This is a genomic window from Polaribacter sp. M10, from assembly GCF_054968445.1.
This window is the reverse complement of sequence record NZ_JBSSBG010000003.1, coordinates 161,998-183,591: the sequence shown is the minus strand read 5'-3', so window position 1 is coordinate 183,591 and position 21,594 is coordinate 161,998. Positions and strand designations below refer to the sequence as shown.

Here is a 21,594-nt window from a genome sequence, read left to right as displayed (position 1 = left end):
ATAACCATTTATTTTAATCTCATTAATATACATTTGATTAAATATAAAGATAATCTTTACAAATTATGCAAGATAACAAGGTTCAAATTTTTGATACAACTTTAAGAGATGGGGAGCAAGTGCCTGGTTGTAAGTTAGATACTGGTCAAAAATTAGTAATAGCTGAAAGATTAGATTTACTAGGTGTAAATGTAATTGAAGCAGGTTTTCCTGTTTCTAGTCCTGGAGATTTTAATTCAGTATCAGAAATAGCTAAAATTGTAAAAAATGCGACAGTTTGTGGTTTAACAAGAGCTGTAGAAAATGATATAAAAGTTGCAGCAGAAGCATTAAAATTTGCTAATCATCCAAGAATTCATACAGGTATTGGTACTAGTGATTCTCATATACAATTCAAATTTAATTCTACCAGAGAAAAAGTAATTGAAAGAGCTATAAAAGCAGTATCTTATGCTAAGTCTTTTGTAGAAGATGTTGAGTTTTACGCAGAAGATGCTGGTAGAACAGATAATGAGTTTTTAGCCAAAGTTTGCGAAGAAGTAATTAAAGCAGGTGCAACTGTTTTAAACATTCCAGATACCACAGGATATTGTTTGCCAGAAGAATATGGTGCAAAGATGAAATACCTGAGAGAAAATGTAAAAGGTATCGAAAATGTTACACTATCTTGTCACTGTCATAACGATTTAGGTTTGGCAACAGCAAACTCAATTTCTGGTGTTATTAATGGTGCTCGTCAAATTGAATGTACCATAAATGGGATAGGAGAAAGAGCAGGAAATACAGCTTTAGAAGAAGTAGTTATGGTGTTAAAGCAACATCCATATTTAAATTTAGAAACTTCTATCAACACAAAATTATTGTACGATACAAGTATTATGGTTCGTGAAAGTATGGGAATGCCTGTACAACCAAATAAAGCAATTGTAGGGGCAAATGCGTTTGCACATAGTTCTGGAATTCATCAAGATGGAGTTATCAAAAACAGAGAAACTTACGAAATTATGGATCCTGAAGATGTTGGGGTTACAGAAAGTGCAATTGTGTTAACTGCAAGAAGTGGTAGAGCAGCATTGGCATACAGGGCTAAGAAAATTGGGTACGAATTAACTAAAATTCAATTAGATACTGCGTATACTTCTTTTTTAGAAACTGCTGATAAACAAAAAGAAGTAAAAGACGACGATATTCATTCTATAATGAAAAAAGTTAATAAGATATCTAAAATAGCAATGGCTTAAATGAAATAGAATTATGAAATATACTATAGCTGTAATTCCTGGAGATGGTATTGGTCCTGAAGTAGTAGAACAGGCCAAAAAAGCATTAGATGCAGTAGCAGAGGCTTACGACCATATTTTTTTGTATAAAGAAGCATTGTTAGGTGCTTGTGCAATAGAAAAAACAGGAGTTCCTTTACCACAAGAAACTATAGATATTTGTAGAAATTCTGATGCTATTTTGTACGGTGCTATTGGTGATCCTAAGTACGATAATGATCCTTCTGCTAAAATTAGACCAGAACAAGGTTTGCTACAACTTAGAAAAGAATTGGATTTATATTGTAATGTAAGACCTGTAAAGGCTTACGACAATTTAATTCATAATTCTCCTTTAAAAAGAGAGGTAATAAAAGGTACAGATTTTTTAGTATATAGAGAGTTAACTGGCGGAATTTATTTTGGTAAAAAAGAACTAAGTGAAGATGGTAAAACAGCTTCTGATGTATCTGTTTATACGGTTGATGAAATTACCAGAATTACACATTTAGCGTTTAAAGCTGCGCAAAAAAGAAAGAAAAAAGTAACTTTGGTAGATGAATCTAATGTGTTAGAAACTTCACGTTTATGGCGAAAAACAGTTACTGAAATAGCAAAAGATTATCCAGAGATTACTTTAGAATATTTGTTTGTAGCCAATGCAACTATGCAATTAATAACGCATCCAAAACAGTTTGATGTTATTCTTACAGAAAATCTTTTTGGAGATATTATTTCTGATGAAGCCAGTATAATAAGTGGTTCTAAAGGTTTAATTGCATCATCATCAATTGGTAAAGAAAACGCTTTGTTTGAACCTATTCATGGTTCATATTTTGAGGCAAAAGGCAAAGATTTAGCAAACCCTTTAGCATCAATTTTATCTGCAGGTATGTTGTTACAACATTTAGGCTTAAATGAAGAAGCAGATGCAATTGAAAGAGCTGTAGAAAAATCCTTAGCATTAGGAATTACAACAAAAGATATTAAACGTAAAATACAAAACTCGACAACAACTTCTAAAGTAGGAGATTTTGTTGCAGATTATATCACAAATCAAGATGATAGTAATATGAATTTTAAAAATATTCATATGGGTCAGAGTACCATCATCTAATTAAATTCAATTTAAAATTAGGATTTTTAAATAAAAATTTTAAATATTTGAATCAACAAAATGAGAACACAAATTTTAAATATTATTACTGTTTTAAACGTCATCGTAATTATTACGAATTGATCAGGAAGTGGTATTTATAACATAAAAATTAAATTTAGCCTTCCTTTAAAAACGGAAGGTTTTTTATTGCATTTATTTCAATAATTGAGTATCATATTTAAGTAAGGTTAAATAGCTGTAAATCAGTAAGATTAATGTTATTTTAAACAACTGAAATTCAAGAATTCAATTAGGTTTAATGTAACAAAAAACGAGAAATAGAATAATTTAGTAAACAAAACAAAGAAATCATTAAATGAAACTAAATAAACACAGTAGCAGATTAACACAAGACGAATCTCAACCAGCATCACAGGCAATGTTGTATGCAGTTGGTTTATCTGATGAAGATATGCAAAAAGCGCAAATAGGAATTGCGAGTACTGGTTACGATGGTAATCCTTGTAATATGCATTTAAATAGACTTAAAGAAGAGGTCAAAATAGAGTGTAAAATTGCAGATTTAGTTGGTTTAGGTTTCAATACAATAGGTGTTTCTGATGGTATTTCTATGGGAACTTCTGGTATGAATTACTCACTGGTTTCTAGAGATATTATTGCAGATTCTATAGAAACTGTAATGAACGCCCAAAGTTACGATGGTTTAATCGCTATTGTTGGTTGCGATAAAAATATGCCAGGAGCTGTAATGTCTATGTTGCGTTTAAATCGTCCATCAATTATGATGTATGGAGGAACAATTGCATCTGGAAATTACAAGGGTAGAAAACTAAATATCGTTTCTGCTTTTGAAGCTTTAGGGCAAAAAGTTGCTGGAGAAATTGAGGAAGAGGAATACAGAGAAATTATAAAAAGAGCAATTCCAGGAGCAGGTGCTTGTGGAGGTATGTATACTGCAAATACAATGGCTTCTGCTATTGAATGTATGGGGTTTGCATTGCCTTACAATTCATCGATTCCTGCAGAAAATCCTAATAAATTATCTGAGTCAGAAAGACACGCAAGAGCAATTAAAAACTTATTAGAATTAGATTTAAAACCTTTAGATATTATTTCTAAAAAATCTTTAGAAAATGCAATTGCTTTGGTAAATGCTTTAGGAGGTTCTACAAATGCAGTATTACACTTTTTAGCAATTGCACATGCTGCTGATATTGAGTTTACTTTAGAAGATTTTCAAAGAGTTTCAGACAGAACTCCGTTAATTGCAGATTTAAAACCATCTGGTAAATATTTAATGGAAGATGTACATGGAGTAGGTGGTACACCAGCCATTATGAAATATTTATTAGAAAATGGATATTTACATGGCGATTGTATGACAGTTACAGGGAAAACTTTAGCTGAAAATTTAGCAGATGTAGAAGCTATGGAATTTGAAGATCAAGATGTGATTTTTCCAAAAGATAAAGCCTTAAAATCATCTGGAAATTTACAGATTTTATATGGTAATCTTGCAGAAGAAGGAGCTGTAGCAAAAATTTCTGGTAATGAAGGTTTGTTGTTCGAAGGTAAAGCTGTGGTTTATGATGGTGAACAAGCTGCAAATACAGGGATTTCTAATGGTGAAGTAGCAAAAGGAGATGTAGTCGTCATTAGGTATGTTGGTCCAAAAGGAGGTCCAGGAATGCCAGAAATGCTAAAACCAACTTCGTTAATTATGGGAGCAGGTTTAGGGAAATCAGTAGCATTAATTACAGATGGTCGTTTTTCTGGTGGTACTCATGGTTTTGTTGTGGGGCATATCACTCCAGAAGCACAGTCAGGAGGAGCAATCGGATTGATTGAAACTGGTGATAAAATTAGAATTAGTGCAGAAGATAATTCGATTAATGTTTTAATTTCTGATGAAGAATTAGCAGAAAGAAAAGCAAAATGGGTGGCACCAGAACCAAAACACAAAAAAGGAATTTTATACAAATACGCAAAAACAGTAGCATCAGCATCTAAAGGATGTGTTACTGATGCTTAAAACTCCTGCGAGGTTTCCAAAAACCTTGTAGGTATAAAACATAAAGATAATATGGAAACAAAAACCATAACCAAACCAAAAAAAGCTACCAAAACTACAGAGCGTATTTCTGGTAGTGAGGCAATTGTAAGATGTTTGATTGAAGAAGGAGTAGATATTCTGTACGGATATCCTGGAGGTGCAATTATGCCAGTTTATGATGAGTTATACAAATATCAAGATAAAATTCATCACGTTTTAACGCGTCACGAACAAGGAGCTACACATTCAGCTCAAGGTTATGCCAGAATTTCTGGTAAAGTAGGTGTAGCAATGGCTACTTCTGGGCCAGGAGCAACCAATTTAATTACAGGTATTGCAGATGCACAGATAGATTCTACACCAATGGTTTGTATTACAGGTCAAGTGCCATCTGGTTTGTTAGGTTCAGATGCATTTCAAGAAACAGATATAGTGGGTATTTCTACACCAGTAACAAAATGGAATTGCCAAGTAACCAAAGCAGAAGATATTCCAGAAGCTTTAGCAAAAGCGTTCTACATTGCTAGAAGTGGTAGACCAGGTCCTGTTTTGGTTGATATTACCAAAGATGCTCAATTTAACGAATTTGATTTTTCTTACACCAAATGTACCCAAGTTCGAAGTTATAAGCCAGTTCCTGATACAGATATTAAAAAAGTAGAAGAAGCTGCAGAAATCATTAACAATGCTAAAAAACCATTAATAGTTTGGGGGCAAGGCGTTATTTTAGGTAAAGCCGAGGACGAATTAAAAGCTGTGGTAGAAAAAGCAGAAATTCCTGCTGCTTGGACAATTTTAGGAGCTTCAGCAATACCAACTTCACATCCTTTTAATGTAGGTATGGTAGGTATGCATGGTAATTATGCGCCTAACATGTTAACCAATGAGTGTGATGTTTTAATTGCAATAGGTATGCGTTTTGACGATCGTGTTACAGGAAGTTTAAATACGTACGCAAAACAAGCCAAAATAATTCATTTCGAAATTGATCCTGCAGAAGTAGATAAAAACGTAAAAACGGATGTTGCTGTTTTGGGCGATGCTAAAGCGAGTTTAAATTTATTGTTGCCTTTAATCAATAAAAATTCTCATAACGAATGGCATCAGAAGTTTAAAGATTTATATCAAATAGAATACGATAAAGTAATCAAAAACGATTTATATCCTACAAAAGAAGGCTTAACCATGGGTGAAGTTTTGAAAGAAATCAATATTCAGAGTAAAGGGGAAGCTGCAATTGTAAGTGATGTAGGGCAACATCAAATGATTGCTTGTAGATATGCAGAGTTTAACGTATCTAAAAGTAATATTACTTCTGGTGGATTAGGAACAATGGGCTTTGGATTACCTGCAGCTATTGGAGCAAAAATGGCAGCTCCAGAACGTGAAGTGGTTTCTATTTCTGGTGATGGTGGTTACCAAATGACAATTCAAGAATTAGGGACTATTTTTCAGCAAAAAGCAGCAGTAAAAGTGGTGGTTTTAAATAACGATTTTCTTGGGATGGTGAGACAATGGCAACAATTATTTTTCGATAAACGTTATGCATCCACAGAAATGGTAAATCCTAATTTTGTTGCTATTGCAGAAGGATATTACATTAAAGCAAGAAAAGTTACCAAACGTGAAGAGTTAGCAGAAGCTGTTGCAGAAATGATGCAAAGTAAAGAAGCGTATTTCTTAGAAGTTTGTGTAGAAAAAGAAGATAATGTGTTTCCAATGATTCCTTCAGGAGCAAGTGTTTCAGATATACGTTTAGAGTAAAGAATATAGAATAAAGAACAAAGATTAAAGGTTTGAGTGAGAACTTTAAAACTTTAATCTTTAAACCTTGAACTTACGAGTATGAGTACAGAAGAAAAACAACTATATACAGTTTCTGTGTATACCGAAAATAATATTGGATTGTTGAACAGAATTTCTGCAATTTTCCAGAGAAGACACATCAATATAGAAAGTTTAAATACTTCTCCTTCAGAAATAGAAGGCGTTTCTAAATTTACAATTGTGGTAAATATGAACGAGGTAGGTATTAAAAAAATTATTGGTCAAATAGAAAAACAAGTAGAGGTTATAAAAGCCTATTATCATAGTTTAGATGATATTATTTATCAAATTGCTGGCTTGTTTAAAATTAAATCAGAATTGTTGTTCGAAGAACGTCAAATTCAGAATATCATTAAAGAAAGTAATGCTAGAATTGTAACTGTAAACAAAGAGTTTTTTGTTCTTGAAAAATCAGGAAAAAAAGAAGAAATAGTAGAGTTATACAATCAATTAGCTCCTTTTGGAATTATGCAATACACAAGATCAGGTTTAATTGCAGTAACAAAAGAAGAAATGAAAATATCACCATTGTTAGAAATATACAACAACTAAATAGTATCAATAGAAAAGAATAAAAACTAGAGAGAAGAGACTATAGTGATGTATAAAACACATCTATTTCTTATCCTCTTTTTTCTATCTTCTTAACAAACAACTAAATAAATAAAAATGTCAAATTATTTTAACACATTAACATTAAGACAAAAATTAGAGCAGTTAGGTAAATGTCGTTTTATGGATCCTTCAGAATTTGAAGACGGAGTAAACGCATTAAAAGGAAAGAAAATTGTTATTGTGGGCTGTGGAGCACAGGGTTTAAATCAAGGTTTAAATATGAGAGATTCTGGTTTAGACATCTCTTATACATTAAGACAAGCAGCAATAGATCAAAAAAGACAGTCTTATATTAATGCTACTTCTAACGATTTTAAAGTAGGTACATACGAAGAAATGTTACCAACTGCAGATTTAGTAATTAATTTAACGCCAGACAAACAACACACCAATGTTGTAAATGCAATTATGCCTTTAATGAAAAAAGGTGCTACTTTATCATATTCTCACGGATTTAATATTGTAGAAGAAGGTATGCAAATTCGTAAAGACTTAACTGTAATTATGGTGGCACCTAAATCACCTGGTTCAGAAGTTCGTGAAGAATTTAAAAGAGGTTTTGGAGTACCAACTTTAACTGCAGTACATCCAGAAAATGATCCAGAAGGTAAAGGTTGGGCACAAGCAAAAGCATATGCAGTTGCAACAGGTGGTCATACAGCTGGTGTTTTAGAATCTTCTTTTGTTGCTGAAGTAAAATCAGATTTAATGGGAGAGCAAACTATTTTATGTGGTTTGTTACAAACAGGAGCTATTTTATCTTTCGATAAAATGGTTGAAGAAGGTATAGAGCCAGGTTATGCAGCAAAATTAATTCAATATGGATGGGAAACCACTACAGAAGCGTTAAAGCATGGTGGTATTACAAATATGATGGACAGATTGTCTAATCCTGCTAAAATTGAAGCGTTTCGTTTATCAGAAGAATTAAAAGACATTATGCGTCCATTGTTCCAAAAACATATGGATGATATAATGACTGGTCATTTCTCTAAAACAATGATGGAAGATTGGGCAAATGATGATGTAAACTTATTAACTTGGAGAGCTGCTACTGGAGAAACTGCTTTCGAAAAACAAGAAATTACAGATCAAGAAATCTCAGAACAAGAATATTTCGATCACGGAACGTTATTAGTTGCTTTTGTTAGAGCTGGTGTTGAGTTGGCTTTTGAAGCAATGACAGAATCTGGAATTATAGATGCTTCTGCATACTACGAATCTTTGCACGAAACTCCGTTAATTGCAAATACTATTGCAAGAATGAAATTAGCAGAAATGAATCGTGTAATTTCTGATACAGCAGAATATGGTTGTTATTTATTCGATCATGCTTGTAAACCGTTGTTAGCTGATTTTATGAAAACAGTTTCAACAAACGTTATTGGCAAACCATTTAGCTCAGAAAACGGTGTAGATAACCAAGAGTTAATTAGAGTAAATAAGATTATTAGAAATCATCCTGTAGAGATTGTAGGAGAGCGTTTAAGAGCTTCTATGACTGCAATGAAAGTAATAAAATCTGCATAAAAACTTATATCCCCCAATTTATGTAATAAACCTGTCAGATTTAAAAAATTTGACAGGTTTTCTTTTTACTTTTGATCCATGCAAACAGAACAAATTTACCTACCCAGTTTACAAAACATAAAAATTGCAGCTAAAAATTTAGATGGTGTTGCCTCTAAAACACCTTTTAGTAAAAACCTTAATCTTTCTAAAAAATTCGATGCCACTATTTTTTTTAAAAGAGAAGATTTACAAGTTGTACGATCTTACAAAATTAGAGGCGCCTACAATAAAATGTTTTCTTTAAATGCTGATGAAAAACAAAACGGAATTGTTTGTGCAAGTGCAGGAAATCATGCACAAGGTGTGGCCATGTCTTGTAAATTATTGCAGATAAAAGGTACTATTTTTATGCCTTCACCAACGCCAAATCAAAAGATTAATCAGGTAAAAATGTTTGGAGAAGAGTTTATCGAAATTGTAATTGGTGGCGATACTTTTGATGATGCTTTTAATGCAGCAAAATTAGAATGCGATGCTAAAAATAAAACTTTTATTCATCCTTTTAACGACGAAAAAGTTATTGAAGGTCAGGCAACTGTAGGTTTAGAAATTTTAGAACAAACCAATAAAAAGATCGATTATGTTTTTGTGCCAATTGGTGGTGGAGGTTTGTCATCAGGGTTGTCTTCTGTGTTTAAATTATTGTCTCCAGAAACCAAAATTATTGGAATAGAACCAGAAGGTGCACCTGCAATGCTAACATCAATCAATAATAATAAAAATACAGCTTTATTAACCATAGATCCTTTTGTAGATGGTGCTGCTGTTAAAAAAGTTGGCGATTTAAATTTTGAAATCTGTAAACAAAATCTCCATAAAGTGATTACAGTACCAGAAGGTAAAGTTTGCCAAACCATTTTAGACTTGTATAACAAAGATGCAATTGTAGTAGAACCTGCAGGTGCATTAAGTATTGCTGCGTTAGATTTTTTTGCTGATGAAATTAAAGGAAAAAATGTAGTATGTGTAGTAAGTGGCAGTAATAACGATATTACTAGAACAGAAGAAATTAAAGAACGTGCTTTAGTTTATGCGGATTTAAAACATTATTTTATAGTTAAATTTCCTCAACGAGCAGGAGCTTTAAAAGAGTTTGTGGTAGATATTTTAGGTCCTGATGACGATATTACACATTTTGAATACACCAAAAAAAACAATAGAATAAAAGGAGCTGCAGTTGTGGGTTTGGAGTTAAAATCATCTAAAGATTTGGATCCTTTAATACAAAGAATGAAAGAAAATAACTTCTTTGGAGATTACTTAAATGATAAACCAGACTTGTTTCAATTTTTAGTATAATTGTTTTAAAAGGTATTATAATACGAAATGCTTTTCGCTATTTTAGATTCGAAAAAGAACATGTAATGCTAAATTTTGCTAAATTCGTTACATAAAATTATTTTAAATTTTATGAGAACAGTTTTAAATATTCTATATGAAAAAAAACTTTAATGAAATTCCTGATAAATATATAATTAAGGAATTAAAACATCAAAAAACATATTTAGTAAGTGGCGAATTAAAAGAATGGAAAGGAGAATTTTCAGAAGTTTATTCCTCTATTTCATCAACAGAAAAATACAAACCAACGTTATTAGGTACTGTGCCTAATTTAACAGGAGACCAAGCAATTGAAGCTTTAAATTCGGCTTACAGAGCTTATGATAAAGGGCAAGGTTTATGGCCTACAATGCGTGTTGCAGACAGAATTGCTTGTATGGAAGAGTTTGCAGAGCAGATGAAAACCAAAAGAGATGAGGTTGTAAAATTGCTAATGTGGGAAATTGGTAAAGCTTTACCAGATTCTGAAAAAGAATTCGACAGAACCATTGAATATATTTACGATACGATTGAAGATTATAAGCAGATGGATCGAAATTCTGCTAAATTTCAAAAAAATAGTGGAGTATATGCACATGTAAGACGTGGCCCTTTAGGAGTTGTTTTGTGTTTAGGGCCTTATAATTATCCTTTAAACGAAACTTTTGCTTTGTTAATTCCTGCTTTAATTATGGGGAATACAACCGTATTTAAACCAGCAAAACATGGAGTTTTATTATTATCGCCATTAATGGAAGCTTTTCAAAATAGCTTTCCAGAAGGTGTTGTAAACATCATTTATGGAAGAGGTCGTGTTTTGGCAACTCCAATTATGAAAACTGGTAAAGTTGATGTTTTAGCTTTAATAGGTAATAGTAAATCTGCCAATGCAATTCAGGAAAATCATCCTTATAAAAATAGATTGCGTTTGGTTTTAGGTTTAGAAGCTAAAAACCCTGGTATTGTTTTACCTGATGCAGATTTAGATTTGGCAATTAATGAGTGTATCACAGGTTCAACTTCTTTTAACGGACAACGTTGTACAGCGTTAAAAGTATTGTATGTGCATGAGCATATTGTAGATAAATTTAACAAACGATTTGCAGAAAGAGTAGATGCTTTAAAATTTGGAAATCCTTGGGAAGATGGCGTAAAATTAACACCTTTACCAGAACCAGGAAAACCAGCTTACATTCAAGAATTAATAGATGATGCTACAGCAAAAGGTGCAAAAGTAATTAATAAAAAAGGAGGCGAAACAACTGAAAACTATATTTATCCTGCAGTTTTATATCCGGTTTCTAAAGACATGAGAGTGTATCAAGAAGAGCAATTTGGCCCTGTAATACCTGTAGTTTCTTTTAAAAATATTCAAGAACCTTTAGATGATATGGCTGAGTCGAATTACGGTCAGCAAGTAAGCGTTTTTGGTAGCGAAATAAAAACATTAGCACCTTTAATTGATACGCTTGTAAATTTAGTGTGTAGAGTAAATTTAAATAGTGCAGCACAAAGAGGACCAGATGTGTATCCTTTTACAGGTAGAAAAGATTCTGCAGTAGGTACTTTAAGTGTGCATGATGCCTTGCGTTCTTTCTCAATTAGAACTTTTGTAGCATCTAAAGACACAGAATATAACAATGCTATTTTAGAAGAATTGTTAGATAAAAAAGCATCTAATTTTATTAGTACTGATTATTTGTTGTAAGATAATTTCAAAAAAAATATAAAAGCCAGAAATTAAATTTCTGGCTTTTGTATTTCAAAACAATTTTTTCATTTTAAACTTTAGTTTTTGATAAACTTTTTCGTGCCAATTCCAGTATTGGTATGTATTTTTATAAAATACACGGCATTAGGTAATTGACTGATGTCTATTTCATTTTGGTTTTTAATTTGCAATACCTTTTTGCCTAAAAGAGAATAAATTTCCACATAATTTATTTCAGTTTTAATGCTTATAACTATTTTATTTTTCGCTGGGTTTGGTGAGATATGAAAATTATTGGTTGTTAGTTTTTTAATTTTTAAGGTTTTAAAGCAGTGTTTGTTAAAAGAATGATGTTTGTCTCTTTCTAACCAATTTCTAGTACTGTAATTAGTATCATCAACCTGAATACAAGAGAGTAAAGGTGTGTTTGTGATATTTAATACTTCTATTTTAGAATTATTTTTATTGTTTAAATTAAGACTTTCAAGTTTGGGATTGTCGTACAACCATAATCCAGCTAGGTTTTTGTTTTTGCTAAAATCTAATGAGTTAAAATGACATTTATAACCAGAAAAAAGCCATAATTTTATATTATTTTTTAAATCCAAATCCGAAATTGGATTATCGTAAATCCAAATTCTTTCCAAATTTTTATTGAAACTTAAATCAAGGTTATCTAATTTGTTTTTATATACTGATAAAAATTTAAGTGATACATTGTTGCTTAGATTAATACTTGATATTTCATTTTGAGATGCATAAAGAAACTCTAAATATGGATTATTTGTGCAGTTAAAGTGTTGTAAATTATTTTTATAAATGAATAAAGTTTTTAAGTTGGTGTTGTAAGTAATGTCTATTTTTTTAAGTTGATTTTCTCCAAGAGATAGGTTTATTAAGTTAATATTATTTTTTAAGTCTATTTCTTTAAGTTGGTTTCTTTGAAGGTGTAAATCTGTTAAATTGATGTTTTTATTTAAATTAATTTCTAGTAATTCATTATCGTTTGCCGAGAATTTAATTAAATTAAGTAGGTTGCTAATATAAATTTGTTTTAGGTTGTTTTCATTTAAATTAACTTCCCTTAAATTGTGGTTCGTTTCTAGAACTATATTTTGTATTCTATTTTCGTTAGCAATTAAACTTTCTAGCATTAGGTTTTTACTTAGATCAATGTCAGTTATACTATTGTTAGAAATATTCAAATGTTTTAACTGAACAAAATCCTCAATACCGTTAATATTTTCGATATTCTTATTGCTAATAATTAAGTCTGTTACACTGCTAATTCTACTAGTAAAAACAAGATTATTACTAATGATACCATCTCCTAAACTATTTTTAGAACCTATATCTACATTTTTACCATTTTCATCATGGGTTTCTAGGTAGTGTTCAAAATTTTGATTTGGTATTTTTGTAACCTTAACGTTGCTTATTGATACTTGTCCGTCTTGTGAGATGTATCTATCATTTTGAGAAATTAAATTAGATATCTCTTGATGATTAATTGAAATATCTGATGAGTTTTCAATAAAACTTTCAGGTGGTTTCTTTAAATATAATTCAAGCTTGTTTTTTACTTGGGTGTAATTTATTTTAACTGTTAAACAAGTTAAAATAATAGTTAACATTATTTTTTTCATAGCGATTTTTTTGAGTTAGCGATTAATTCTTCGCTAAACCCAAATAAAACAAGATAAATATAATTTTTCGCTATCAAAGAATGTCAAAAATACTGTCAATAACCACTAAATCAACTCATTCTCAGAAGCAAATTTGATGAGTGCAGCAGTATTTTGGCAGTTGGTTTTCTCTAAAGCCGATCTTCTATAGTTGTCTACTGTATGTCTGCTGATAAATAATTTTTCACCAATAGCTTTGCTGTTTAAGCCTTGTGATAAAGCTTTTATTACTTGCAATTCTCTTTGGTTTAAGTTTATTTTAAAGTGTGTGGTAAAACGTTGTAAAGCTAATTTTAATTCGTCTATACAAACAGGTTTTAATAGGTAGTCAAATACCCCTGCTTTAATGGCTTTAATAGCATAATGTTCGTGAGCAGACACAAAAATTATTTTTGTGTTTATGACTAGTTTGTTAATTTCTTTTGCAACCTCTATACCTGATTTTAGAGGCATTTCTATATCTAACAATACCAAATCTGGTTCATGTTTGGTTATACAATCAATTCCTTGATCTGCATTTTCAAAAATACCAAGGAGTTCAATTTCTTTAAAATGATGTAATAAAAGTTTTAATCGGTTTAAAGATCGGGTTTCATCATCTATAATAACAGTTTTAATAGTATTCATAACATTATTTTTTTGTGGAAGTTGCTATTTTTAGTTGTACTAAAACGCCTTGAATTGCATCTTCTTTTTTAATTTCGGTAATAGTATGTTCAATTTTTGTTTTGTATCGGTTTTCATAAAGACTAAAAATTTTATTCAATATTTTTAGTCCATTTCCTGTACCTTTTTTCTTGTTTTTCTGTTTTTGTAGACCTGGGCCATTGTCTTGTATGGCAATGTGAATATTAGTTTCTTTTTTATCAATGTGTATTCTTAACATTCCTTTCTCTTGAGCAGTAATTCCATATTTCAACGCGTTTTCTACGTAAGTAAAAATGCAATGTTTGGGTATTTTAAAAGATTTGTCAATGTCTTTTGAAATGGTAATTTTATAATCAAATTGATAGTTAAAACGAATCTGTTGCAATTTTATAAAATCTTCAGTATAATTAATTTCTTCTTTAATAGTTGTAGAAATTTTATCTGAATGTGCCAAGGTATTCCTCATAAAATTGGCAAAACGATTGATAAACCTGTCAACTTCTAATTTGTCATCAACCAAGGTCATTTCGCTAATGGTATTTAAAGCATTAAATACAAAATGCGGATCTACTTTGTTTTTAATGGTTTTCAGTTGCAAGTCTGCAATTTCTTTTTCTATGGCTCGCTTTTTCTGTTCTCTAATTTTTTGACCCTTTGTAATTAAAAAGGTGAGAGCAGTAATACATGCATATACTCCAAAGTAAAAAAGGTATTTAAAATAGTAATATGGGTTTTCTTTATAAGAATAAATTAAAATACCATTGTTAAATTGTAGAAAAATTTGCGAGTTTCCATTTTCTGGATACCTAACTCCCATATTTACAAAGCTTTTATAATTGTTGGGGAAGTTTATAGAAACCTTGTTTTTAAAGTCTTTCTCATAAATTGTGAAAATAGATTTATTTATACTGTACAAAATCCATTCTTTATTACCATCTTTATTTACATCATATAAATAACCTGTATATTGTTTTTCAATTTCAAAGGTCTTCACAATTTCTAAATTGGTATTAAACAAATGATAATTTCCATTTTCTTTATCGTCGCAAACAAATAAATCCTTTTCATAATGATTGATACAATGATAGTTTCCTTTAGGTAAAATGAACTCTTTTAGCATTTCTCCATCTAAGGATATTTTTAAGAGTTTTGATGGTAATGTAGAGTGTTCTGCAGATTTTAAGAGCGCTAATATATAATTGGCATTCATTTCTTTGGGGTATACTAAGTCAATACCTCCAAGAACTTCAAAGCCAATAGGTTCAAATAAAAACTGTAAATCATCATCTAAAATAGTTAACCAAGCTGTATAGTCTGATCTTTTTGTATATGCAGTGTCTATGGAATTAGCTGTTGCATAGGTAGTTAATAAAATTTCTTTTTTACCATCATTATCAACATCAATCATATTAGCAATACCGCCTGAATTTGTAAAATGAGGTGATTTTAGTATCTCATTATTTTTAGGGTTGTATCTATATATTTTTCTTGGATTACCTCCATAACTAGCAGATACTGTAAAATGGACATAATCTGTATCATAATTTACTCCTGCAATTTTTCTATCTCTTCCGTGGATAAACTCATAATTTCCTTGATACCCTGTAATTTTATCTACAAAAATTTTCTTTTCAATAGGTCGTTTAAAATCAATATGTTCTTGAATGTTCAAAAAAATGGAATCATTCGATTTTGTTAGGATGTAAATTTCTTTTGTACCATTAAAATTAGCATCTTGAAACCAGGCTATTTTACTTTTTGGAAATTTAGTATCTAAATTAAATTGATCGACAACGTCGCCATTTGCTTTGTAAATGTGATAACTTGCATTATTACCATAATTTAGATTATCGAATAAAATAACACGTTCGCTAAAGCCATCACCATCAATATCTTCATAAAAAAACTTGTTATTTACAGTAGTGAAATTTTTATCAAAATCTTCAACTAATTGATATTTAGAAAAATAATTGGGTAATAGAAAAATCACCCCAATTGCAATCAATAATGAAATTACATAAGGATGCAAAAGATATTCAAGAATATGAATTTTTTGCTTTTTCAAAGCGTGTAGCGTATTTTCTCATAAAATTAAGAAAATCAAGCAAAAAGGCACAAAAAAATGTTAAAATAAGTTAATATCACTCAATATTGAGTGGTAATAGTATCAATTTTAGTTGAACTATTTTCAAAATTTTCTCCATAAATCCAATTCATCCATTTTTTTGTCTAAATGTCTGCATTGTTTGGTGAGTTCAGTGTCAATTCTCTTCTTTTTGTAACCACAAATAACACCTTGAATTATGATGGGTTTTTAGATTTAGGTAGGCATATCAAAAAAAGTTTTAAAGGTAAACCGTTCGTTAATTAATTTTTATAATGATAAGAATATTAATCAATTAACAAACGATTTCTATTTAATAATTCTTCCTTTTTTTACTTTTTTTCTTTAATCAAATACATATAAACAGGATAATGGTCTGAGTAACCCCCAGTATAACCTCCATAAGAGAAACTTCTAAAAGGATATCCTTTAAACTGTCCTTTTTTACCTGTTAAAAAGCGTTTGTTAAAAATTTTAGCTTGATACATTTTGTAGGTAGAGAAATCTTTTTCGCCTTTATCTAATAATGGTGAAGAAATTAAAACCATATCAAATAAATTAATATTATCTCTATAACCTAAGGTATTAAAGCCCTTTTTATGCAGTTCTTCATAAGGGTTGTAGATGTCCAAATCACCAACATTTTTCTTTTCAGCTTTGGTTTTTAAAACTTTTTTAAAACTAGAATTGGTAGGATCATCATTAAAATCTCCCATAATTATAATTTTTGCATTCGGATCTTTTTCTCGCACTTGTGCAATTATTTTGGTGTTTTGATATGCTGCTTTTTCGCGCAAAGGCCTACTTTTTGCTTCACCACCACTTCTAGAAGGCCAGTGATTTACAATAACATGAATCAATTCGTCATCTAAATAACCAGAAACTAATAATTGATCTCTTGTATAAACAGGATAATTGTTTCTATAAATTTTTGGGTTATATGCTTCGTGAAAAACAGGTTTAAAATATCTTTTTTGATATAATAAAGCTACATCAATTCCACGTTTGTCTGGCGAATCGTAATGTATAATTCCATATCCTTTTTTTCTTAAATTTTCAGAATTCACCAAATCTTCTAAAACACTTAAGTTTTCTACTTCAGAAACACCTATAATAGCAGGGCTAGTTCTTGCTTTATCTGCACCAATTTGTACTATAACAGAACTTAATTTCTCAATCTTGTCCCAATATACTTTAGATCGGTTAGATTTTAATTCCATCATTGGGCTAGCTTCATCATTAATAGCAGTATCGTTAATGGTGTCAAAAAGATTTTCTAAATTGTAAAAAGCAACTGTTCTTATATTGTATTGTTTCGTCTTACTCTGAGCATTGGTAAGAGAAACTGTTAAAAAAAGAAGCGCAAAAAAAGGCAAATATTTGTTCATTATGATTATCTTTAAATGTGCAAAGTTAAAAAACAAATTTCAAGCCCAAAATTATATAATGTTATGTTAACATTAGAGTTTCTTAAAATTTGTTAATTTTACCGCCATTTTCAACAAAAAATATATAGAAATATAATCAAATCATTTATGAGAAAAATTATTTTGTCAATATTTGTAACATTATTCTTTTTTACAGGAATTAATGCACAGAATATTGTAAAAGGAATTGTTTTAGACAGTGATTCCGAAAATCCTTTAAAAAGTGTTTTGGTAAGTGTTGTAAACACAAATTTGAATCAAGAAACGGGTTCTGATGGAGTTTTTGCAATACAGAACGTACCAAATGGATCTTATATATTAGAGGTAAGACTACAGGGTTACGAAACCCAAAATTTTCCGATAGAAATTTCTGGAAATACAATTGATTTAGGTAATATCCTTTTGTTTAAAGATATTGCAATAGACCAAGATTTAAGTTTAATTACTATTACAGACGATGAATTAAATGACGATGCAAGTGCTGCAGATAATATTGCTGGTTTGTTACAAGCTACTAGAGATGTTTATTTAAGAACAGCTGCTTTTGAGTTTAGTTCTTCATTTTTTAGAATTAAAGGTTTGGATTCTGGAAATGGAAAAGTACTGATTAATGGTATAGAAATGAACAAGCTTTATGATGGTAGAGCTCAATGGAGTAACTGGGGTGGTTTAAATGATGTGTTAAGAAACCAAGAATTTAGCAATGGTTTAGCAGCTTCTAATTATACTTTTGGTGGAGTTTTAGGATCTACAAACATAGATACTAGAGCATCAGGACAAAGACCTGGTACAAGAATTTCTTATTCATCTTCTAACAGAAGTTACGTTCATAGAGTTATGGCAACACATTCTACAGGATTGTTAGATGGTGGTTGGTCTATGACCTTTTCTGGAAGTAGAAGATCTGGTTTAGAGGGTTTTAATGAGGGTACAACCTACAACGCTTATTCTTTGTTTGCTTCTATAGAAAAACAATTTGGCGATAATCATAGTATTAACTTTACTTCGATTTTTACACCAAATAGAAGAGGTAAATCTGCACCAAACACTCAAGAAGTTTTTGATCTTAAAGGGATAGCTTACAATGATTACTGGGGATATTTAAATGGTAAAAAAACAAACTCAAGAATTAAAGAAGTAGAAGAACCTATTTTAATGTTAAACCATTTTTGGGATATTACAAATAGCACGTCTTTGCAAACAAATGTTGCTTATCAATTTGGTAAAATTGGTAACAGTAGAATAGATTATAATGGTGGTGCAAATCCTACTCCTACCTATTATAAAAATTTACCAAGTGATTTTTTAGCTGATGATGATTTAGCAGGTGCCTACCAAGCTCAGCAAAATTTTATTAACGATGGTCAATTAAATTGGGATCGTATTTTTGATGCTAATATTACAAATGCTTCTCAAAACATAGAAAATGCTTACGTTTTGTATGAAGATAGAAATGATGACAAACAATTTACTGTAAATACCATTTTAAATTCAGAATTAAATAACAACATTACATTAAATGCAAAATTAGAGTACAAGCAATTGCGTTCTAATAGCTTTGCAGAAGTAATCGATTTGTTAGGTGGTATTGGTTATTTAGATGTAGATACGTTTGCAGAAACTTTAGACGAACAACAAAATAATTTGTTAAACCCAAATTATGTTGCTGGTAAAGGAGATAAATTTAAATACAATTACAATTTAAATTCTGATGTAATTGGCGCATTTTTACAAAGTCAATTTAAGTACAATAAAATAGATTTCTTTACAGCTGTTAATATTTCTAGAACAACACATCAAAGAGAAGGTTTGTATCAAAATGGAGGTTTTCCAGATAATTCATTAGGTTTATCAGAAAAATTAAGTTTTACCAATTATGGTGCAAAATTAGGAGCAACTTACAAAGTTACTGGTCGTCATTTAATAGATGCTAATGTTGCTTATTTAACAAATGCACCAACCATTAGAAGTTCTTTTTCTAACTCAAGAGAAAATAATAATACAGTTCAGGGTTTAGAAAGCGAAAAAATATTTTCAACAGATTTAAGTTACATTGTAAGAAGTCCAATTATTACTTCTAGAATAACTGGTTATTACACAACTATAGCAGATGCAACAGAAATTTCTTTTTATTTTGCAGATGGTATTGGTGGTGATAATACAGCTTTTGTACAAGAAATTTTATCAGGAATCAATAAAAAACATTTTGGAGTAGAATTAGGTATAGAAGCGCAAGTAACATCAACAATTAAATTAAAGGCAGCTGCCAATATTGGGCAATATACTTACGATAATAATCCTAATTTATATTTAACATCAGAAAATGACTCAGAATCTCAAGCTGCTGGTTTTATAGATGGTTCTAAAGATTTTGGTCAAACTAACTTAAAGAATTATAAAATTGCAGCAGGGCCACAAAATGCGTATTCTGTTGGTTTTGAATATAGAGATCCAGATTATTGGTGGATTGGAGCTACAACCAACTTTTTTAGCAATACTTATGTAGATGTTGCTCCATTAACAAGATCTAGTAACTTTTATCTAGATTCTGATGGCTTACCTTTCGAAAATTACGATGTAGCAGTTGCAGAAGAGTTATTAGAGCAAGAAAAATTCGACGATTATGTTGTTGTAAATTTAATTGGAGGTAAATCTTGGAAAATTGACGACAAATTTATTAGTGTATTTGCAACCGTAAATAACTTATTTAATACAGAATATAAATCAGGAGGTTTTGAGCAAGGTAGAAACGCAAACTACAATCAATTAAGTGCAGATAAAGCATTAGATACTCCTGTTTTTGGAAACAAATATTGGTATGGTAGAGGTACTACCTACTTTTTAAACGTAAACTTAAGATTTTAAAAAACACAAATAAAAGAAACATGAAAACAAATAAATTAATCCTATTAGTACTAGTTATTTTTGCTAGTGTATCTTTTACTTCTTGTGTAGAAGATGGAGATTATACTGTGCCAGTAAGTTTAGGTGCAGAAGAAAATGCAAAATTAAATACTTTATTAGATAGAATAGAAGCTGGTGAAGTAGATTTAAAAACCATTACAGAAGTAAAAGCATTATTTGTACAATATGATGCAACACTTATAGAATCTGAAATTGCAGTAAAAGGTTATGTAACTTCTAGTGATGCTACTGGTAACTTTTATCAAGATTTCTTTATACAAGATGCACCAGAAAATCCTACATCAGCGTTAAAAGTTGTTGTAAATCAAGCTGATATATACAATCAATTTAATGTGGGTAGAGAAGTATATATCTACTTAAAAGATTTATACATTGGTGAAACAAATACTGGTGATGATGTTGTTACCATTGGTGGTAAATATGATGATTTTGATAATGATATTTTAAACATTACAACAAACCAAGTTAAGGATCATATTTTAAGATCGCCTACAACTGAAACAATTGTTCCTTTAGAATTAAATTTATCCGAAGTTACAGAATCACATATTGGTATGTATGTAAAATTGGTAGACACTCAGTTTCCTATTGGTTTAGCAGGTTTACCTTATGTAGATCCTACAGATGATTTCGATTCTCAAAGAATTATAGAAAGTTGTGTAGAATCTGCAACATTTATTTTAGAGTCTAGTAGCTTTGCTTCTTTTGCGGGTATTACCTTACCAACAGATGGTAAAGGTTCCATATCAGGAATTATAAATAAAACTTACGATGGTTATGATTTAGTAATCAACCTAAATACGTTAGATGATGTAGTTATGGATGGTTCTAGATGCGATCCTTTATTTGTAGAATCCTTTGAAACAGATTTCCCTACTTGGACAGCCTATAGCGTAAAAGGTCCTCAAGTTTGGTCTCCAAATACGTTTGGTAATCCTGGTAAATGTGCAGCAATGTCTGGTTATTCTGGTGGTAATGTAGAAAATGAAGATTGGTTAATTACACCAGCTATAGATTTATCTAATGTTTCTGGTGCAACTTTAAACTTTCAAACTGCTAAAAACTATTCTGGTAATGTATTAGAAGTTTATATGAGTACAGATTATGCAGGTGGAGACCCTAATTCTAGTGGTACGTGGACTCAGCTTTCAGCTACACTTTCTTCTGGTAGTTGGGCTTGGACAGATTCTGGAGACATAGACGTTTCTGCAGCTGCAGGTGGTAATTTATTTATTGCATTTAAATATACTTCTACAACTTCGGGTTCTGCAACTTATGAAGTTGATAATGTTTCTGTTATAGAAAACTAGAAATTATCTTTTAATAAA

General features: G+C 30.6%; 15 protein-coding genes. 10 read left to right on the top strand and 5 right to left on the bottom strand.

Annotated elements, in window-relative coordinates:
• Nucleotides 1–65: 65 nt before the first annotated feature.
• The 8 genes from ACWYN7_RS05415 (at nt 66) to ACWYN7_RS05380 (ending at nt 11,474) form a co-directional block, all read left to right on the top strand.
• Nucleotides 66–1,241 carry a 2-isopropylmalate synthase gene (locus ACWYN7_RS05415; RefSeq protein WP_462858830.1) on the top strand — a complete coding sequence of 392 codons (1,176 nt, stop codon included), beginning with the start codon at nt 66–68 and terminating at the stop codon, nt 1,239–1,241.
• Nucleotides 1,242–1,254: 13 nt separating this feature from the next.
• A complete protein-coding gene (gene leuB / locus ACWYN7_RS05410) occupies nt 1,255–2,376 on the top strand; it encodes a 3-isopropylmalate dehydrogenase (RefSeq protein ID WP_462858829.1) in 1,122 nt (373 codons plus the stop codon).
• 358 nt (nt 2,377–2,734) lie between these two features.
• A complete protein-coding gene (gene ilvD / locus ACWYN7_RS05405) occupies nt 2,735–4,411 on the top strand; it encodes a dihydroxy-acid dehydratase (RefSeq protein WP_462858828.1) in 1,677 nt (558 codons plus the stop codon).
• A 51-nt stretch (nt 4,412–4,462) separates the two neighbouring features.
• Nucleotides 4,463–6,196: a biosynthetic-type acetolactate synthase large subunit gene (ilvB, locus tag ACWYN7_RS05400; RefSeq protein WP_462858827.1), complete on the top strand. Its 1,734-nt coding sequence runs from the start codon at nt 4,463–4,465 to the stop codon at nt 6,194–6,196.
• A gap of 81 nt (nt 6,197–6,277) precedes the next feature.
• Nucleotides 6,278–6,811: an acetolactate synthase small subunit gene (ilvN, locus tag ACWYN7_RS05395; RefSeq protein WP_462858826.1), complete on the top strand. Its 534-nt coding sequence runs from the start codon at nt 6,278–6,280 to the stop codon at nt 6,809–6,811.
• Nucleotides 6,812–6,928: 117 nt separating this feature from the next.
• The gene (gene ilvC, locus ACWYN7_RS05390; RefSeq protein ID WP_462858825.1) at nt 6,929–8,404 is read left to right on the top strand and encodes a ketol-acid reductoisomerase; all 1,476 of its coding nucleotides are present in this window, start codon (nt 6,929–6,931) and stop codon (nt 8,402–8,404) included.
• A gap of 78 nt (nt 8,405–8,482) precedes the next feature.
• A complete protein-coding gene (ilvA, locus tag ACWYN7_RS05385) occupies nt 8,483–9,745 on the top strand; it encodes a threonine ammonia-lyase IlvA (RefSeq protein WP_462858824.1) in 1,263 nt (420 codons plus the stop codon).
• Nucleotides 9,746–9,881: 136 nt separating this feature from the next.
• Nucleotides 9,882–11,474 carry an NADP-dependent glyceraldehyde-3-phosphate dehydrogenase gene (locus ACWYN7_RS05380; protein WP_462858823.1) on the top strand — a complete coding sequence of 531 codons (1,593 nt, stop codon included), beginning with the start codon at nt 9,882–9,884 and terminating at the stop codon, nt 11,472–11,474.
• Between the two features lie 80 nt (nt 11,475–11,554).
• On the opposite strand, the gene ACWYN7_RS05375 is transcribed toward ACWYN7_RS05380, so the two are convergent.
• The 5 genes from ACWYN7_RS05375 to ACWYN7_RS05355 all read right to left on the bottom strand — a co-directional run bounded on the left by ACWYN7_RS05375 (nt 11,555) and on the right by ACWYN7_RS05355 (nt 17,302).
• On the bottom strand, nt 11,555–13,123 hold the full coding sequence (locus ACWYN7_RS05375; protein ID WP_462858822.1) for a T9SS type A sorting domain-containing protein: 1,569 nt from the start codon (nt 13,121–13,123) through the stop codon (nt 11,555–11,557).
• A gap of 105 nt (nt 13,124–13,228) precedes the next feature.
• Nucleotides 13,229–13,789 carry a response regulator gene (locus ACWYN7_RS05370; RefSeq protein ID WP_462858821.1) on the bottom strand — a complete coding sequence of 187 codons (561 nt, stop codon included), beginning with the start codon at nt 13,787–13,789 and terminating at the stop codon, nt 13,229–13,231.
• Between the two features lie 4 nt (nt 13,790–13,793).
• The gene (locus ACWYN7_RS05365; RefSeq protein ID WP_462858820.1) at nt 13,794–15,875 is read right to left on the bottom strand and encodes a sensor histidine kinase; all 2,082 of its coding nucleotides are present in this window, start codon (nt 15,873–15,875) and stop codon (nt 13,794–13,796) included.
• Between the two features lie 123 nt (nt 15,876–15,998).
• Nucleotides 15,999–16,112 (bottom strand): DUF2200 family protein, encoded by a 114-nt coding sequence (locus ACWYN7_RS05360; protein ID WP_462858928.1) that lies wholly within the window; start codon nt 16,110–16,112, stop codon nt 15,999–16,001.
• A 134-nt stretch (nt 16,113–16,246) separates the two neighbouring features.
• Nucleotides 16,247–17,302, bottom strand: a complete 1,056-nt coding sequence (locus ACWYN7_RS05355; protein ID WP_462858819.1) for an endonuclease/exonuclease/phosphatase family protein — start codon at nt 17,300–17,302, stop codon at nt 16,247–16,249.
• 147 nt (nt 17,303–17,449) lie between these two features.
• Here ACWYN7_RS05355 and ACWYN7_RS05350 point away from each other — a divergent pair, with 147 nt between their 5' ends.
• Nucleotides 17,450–20,206, top strand: a complete 2,757-nt coding sequence (locus ACWYN7_RS05350; protein ID WP_462858818.1) for a carboxypeptidase-like regulatory domain-containing protein — start codon at nt 17,450–17,452, stop codon at nt 20,204–20,206.
• 20 nt (nt 20,207–20,226) lie between these two features.
• The gene (locus ACWYN7_RS05345) at nt 20,227–21,576 is read left to right on the top strand and encodes a DUF5689 domain-containing protein (protein ID WP_462858817.1); all 1,350 of its coding nucleotides are present in this window, start codon (nt 20,227–20,229) and stop codon (nt 21,574–21,576) included.
• Nucleotides 21,577–21,594 lie beyond the last annotated feature (18 nt).